Annotated in this window: 3 protein-coding genes; all 3 read right to left on the bottom strand. The window is 72.7% G+C overall.

Going from position 1 to position 3,415, the window contains the following annotated elements; translation table 11 throughout:
- Nucleotides 1-103: 103 nt before the first annotated feature.
- Nucleotides 104-1,009: a carbohydrate ABC transporter permease gene (locus tag ACRYR7_RS24810; RefSeq protein ID WP_432575012.1), complete on the bottom strand. Its 906-nt coding sequence runs from the start codon at nucleotides 1,007-1,009 to the stop codon at nucleotides 104-106.
- On the bottom strand, nucleotides 1,009-1,983 hold the full coding sequence (locus tag ACRYR7_RS24805; RefSeq protein WP_432575011.1) for a carbohydrate ABC transporter permease: 975 nt from the start codon (nucleotides 1,981-1,983) through the stop codon (nucleotides 1,009-1,011). Before ACRYR7_RS24805 ends, ACRYR7_RS24810 begins: the two co-directional genes overlap by 1 nt.
- A 41-nt stretch (nucleotides 1,984-2,024) precedes the next feature.
- Nucleotides 2,025-3,415: ABC transporter substrate-binding protein (locus tag ACRYR7_RS24800; protein ID WP_432575009.1), on the bottom strand; the 1,391-nt coding region annotated here is incomplete at its 5' end.

Genomic DNA, 3,415 nt, shown 5'->3' with positions numbered 1-3,415 from the left:
GACGGCGCGGCCCGCCGCCGCTGGGTCACCCGTCAGCGGCGGGGGGGGGGGGTGGCAGGCGGGGGGGGGGGGCCCCCCCCCCCCCCGGCCGCGCCGCGCGCGCTCACCCCTTGATCCCGCTGGTGTTGATGCCCTCCACGATCAGGCGCTGGAAGACGAGGAAGAAGAGGAAGACCGGCACCAGGCTGAGCACCGACATGGCGAACATGGGGCCGACGGCGTTCTGGCCGGTGGAGTCCAGGAAGAGGCGCAGCCCGATGGGCAGCGTGTAGCGGGTGATGTCGTTGAGGTAGACCAGCTGGGAGAAGAAGTCGTTCCAGGTCTGGATGAACGAGAAGACCGTGGTGGTGACCAGGGCCGGCTTGGTCAGCGGCAGCACGATGCGCCAGAAGGTGCTGAAGGGCCCGCAGCCGTCGATGGCGGCGGCCTCGTCCAGGGTGCGCGGGATGCCGCGCATGAACTGGACCATGAGGAAGACGAAGAACGCGTCGGTCGCCAGGAACTTCGGCACGATCAGCGGCAGCGGGGTGTTGACCCAGCCCAGGGCGTTGAAGAGCACGTACTGCGGGACGACGAGCACGTGGTGCGGCAGCAGCAGCGTGCCGATCATCAGCGCGAACCACAGCCCGCGCAGCGGGAAGCGCAGGCGGGCGAAGGCGTAGGCGGCCAGGGCGCAGGAGACGACGTTGCCGACCACCACGCCGACGGAGACGACGACGCTGTTGGCGAAGAAGCGGGCGAAGCTGACCCCGGGGATGCCCGACCAGCCCTCGGCGTAGTTGCCCGGCGTGAAGGTCTCCGGCCAGATGTCGAGGTTGTTGACGATCTCGGCCGGCGACTTGAACGACGTGCCGACCATGTAGGCGATGGGGTACAGCGCCACCACCAGCAGCGCGACCAGGACGGCGTGGGCGAGCAGGCCGCCGCGGCGCCGGGACCGGGGGCGGCCGGGGCCGGGCGCCTGCGGCAGCACCGGGGCGGAGGCCAGCGTGCTCGGGGAGGTGGTCATCAGTGCTCACCCTCGTCGGCGTAGTGCACCCACAGCGAGCCGCTGCGGAAGACGACCGCGGTGATCAGGCCCAGGACCAGCAGGAAGGCCCAGGCCATCGCCGAGGCGTAGCCCATCTGGAAGTCGCCGAACCCGCGCAGGTACAGGTACAGCGTGTACAGCAGCGTGGAGTCGGCCGGCCCGCCGGTGCCACCGCTGATGACGAACGCGGCGGTGAAGCCCTGGAAGCCGGCGATGGTCTCCAGCACCAGGTTGAAGAAGAGCACCGGCGAGAGCATCGGCAGGGTGATGTGCCAGAACTGCTTGAAGCGCCCGGCCCCGTCCAGGGCCCCGGCCTCGAACAGCTCGGCGGGGATCTGCTTGAGGCCGGCCAGGAAGATGACCATGGGGGCGCCGAACTGCCACGCCGCCAGCAGCACCAGGGTCCCCAGCGCGGTGGAGGGGTTGGTGATCCAGCTGCGGCCCTCGATCCCCACCAGGGCGAGGACCTCGTTGATCGCGCCCTGCCCGCCGAACAGCGTCTGCCACACGATGGCGATGGCGACGCTGCCGCCCAGCAGCGAGGGCACGTAGAACAGGGCGCGGTAGCCGCCCACCCCGCGCCGGTCGCGGTACAGCAGCAGCGCGACGCCGAGGGCGACCGCCAGCTTCAGGGGCACCGACACGACGGCGAAGAGGAACGTCGCCCACACGGAGTTCCAGTACTGCGGGTCGTCGGTGAGCATCCGGACGTAGTTCTCCAGGCCCACCCACTGCGGCTCCTGGAGCAGGTCGAAGTCCGTGAAGCTCAGGTACAGCGAGTACAGCATCGGGAAGAGCGTGATCCCGAACAGCCCGACGAACCAGGGCAGCAGGAAGGTGTACCCGGCCACGGCCGCGCGCCGCTCCCGGCTGCCGGGGCGCTGCCACGCCGGGCGGCGCCCGGCGGGCGGTGCCGCCGTCGCGGTCGGCGGCCGGCGGGCGGTGTCGGCCATGGTCACGCTCCTGTCCCTGGGGTCGGTCCGGTGGGCGGCGCTCAGCTGCCCGCGCGCTCCAGCGCCGAGGTGGCCTGCGAGACGAACTCCTCGGCGGCGGCCGGGCCCTCGGCGCGGCCGAAGGCGACGTTCTCGGCCGCGGAGGTGAGCAGCTTGCCGATCTCGGAGTCGCCCTGCGCCGGCACGGGCGGGGTGTCGCCGCCGGCGGCGGTGACCCGCTCGTCAAAGGCGACGACGTACTTGAGCTGGTCGGTGAACGAGGCGCTGATGGCCTCGCGCACCGCCTGGTCCGGCGGCAGGCCGCGCTCGGTGCCCAGCGCGGCGCCGGCGCCCTGGTCGGTGACGAAGAAGTCGATGACGTCCACGGCCGTGGCGACGTTCTTCCCGCGCGCGTAGGCGGTGAAGTACTGCGAGGGGCGCGAGTAGGCCCCGGAGGGGTCGCCGGGCAGCGGCACCAGCTGCAGCTGGTGGTCGGTGGCCTTGGCCAGCTCGGTGAGCTGGTTGTCGTAGGAGAACGTGGCCGCGGTCTGCTGGGTGGCGACGGTGTTCTTGGAGATGTCCCCGGCGTTGGCCGGCTGGGTGACCTCCGCCGGGGAGGCGCCGCGCGCGTCGCGCAGGTCCGACCACATCGAGAACCACTCGGTGAGCTCGCCGGCGCCGAAGCCCAGGGCCTGCCCGTCGTAGAGCTCCCTGCCCTGCTGGCGCAGCCAGTGCTCCAGGAAGTTGAGGTTGGCGCTCTCGTCGCGGGTGCCCCACACGCCGCCGGAGGCGCCGGTGACCGAGGTGGCCCAGGCGGCGAACTCGTCCCAGGTCGCCCAGCCGGTCTCGGCGGGCAGCAGGCCCAGCGGCTGCAGGACGGTGGCGTCCACGACGATCGCCTGGGTGTTCGAGGCGAGCGGGAGCGCGAACTGCTTGTCGTCGACCTGGCCGGTGGCCAGCAGCTTGGGGTCGACGCGGGAGGTGTCCAGCGTGCCGCCGACCCAGGGGGTGAGGTCGGCGATGAGGTTCTTGTTGGCGTACTCGCGCAGGGCGCGGTTGTCGATCTGGATGATGTCCGGGGCGTTGCGCCCGGCCGCCGAGGTGTTGATCTTGTCGTAGTAGCCGCTGTAACCCTGCCACTGCGTCTTGAACGTGACGTTGGGGTGCGCCTCGGTGTACAGGGCCAGCACCTTCTCGGTGGCCTCGGCGCGGGCCGGCCCGCCCCACCAGGCGACGGTGAGCACGACCGGCTCGGTGGTCTCCGGCGGCCCGCCCGCCTCGGCCCCGGCGGCGGCGCCGCCCCCCCCCCCCCCCCCCCCCCCCCCCCGGGCCGCCCCCCCCCCCCCCCCCCCCCCCGGCGCGCTGGCCGTGCTCGAGGGGTACGTCACCCGCGGCCAGGTCTCCGGGCCGGTCGTGCAGCGGCTGCGCGACGCGCTGCGCCGGGCCGAGCGGC

The sequence above is a fragment of the Kineococcus gurbantunggutensis genome, assembly GCF_050871925.1.
GTDB lineage: Bacteria > Actinomycetota > Actinomycetes > Actinomycetales > Kineococcaceae > Kineococcus.
Note: the sequence above shows the minus strand (reverse complement) of the source record. Positions and strands in the feature narration are given on the sequence as shown.

Excerpts from the sequence above, each read along its gene's own strand:
- ACRYR7_RS24810 (WP_432575012.1), bottom strand. The coding sequence starts at position 1,009 with ATGACCACCTCCCCGAGCACGCTGGCCTCCGCCCCGGTGCTGCCGCAG.
- ACRYR7_RS24805 (WP_432575011.1), bottom strand. The coding sequence starts at position 1,983 with ATGGCCGACACCGCCCGCCGGCCGCCGACCGCGACGGCGGCACCGCCC.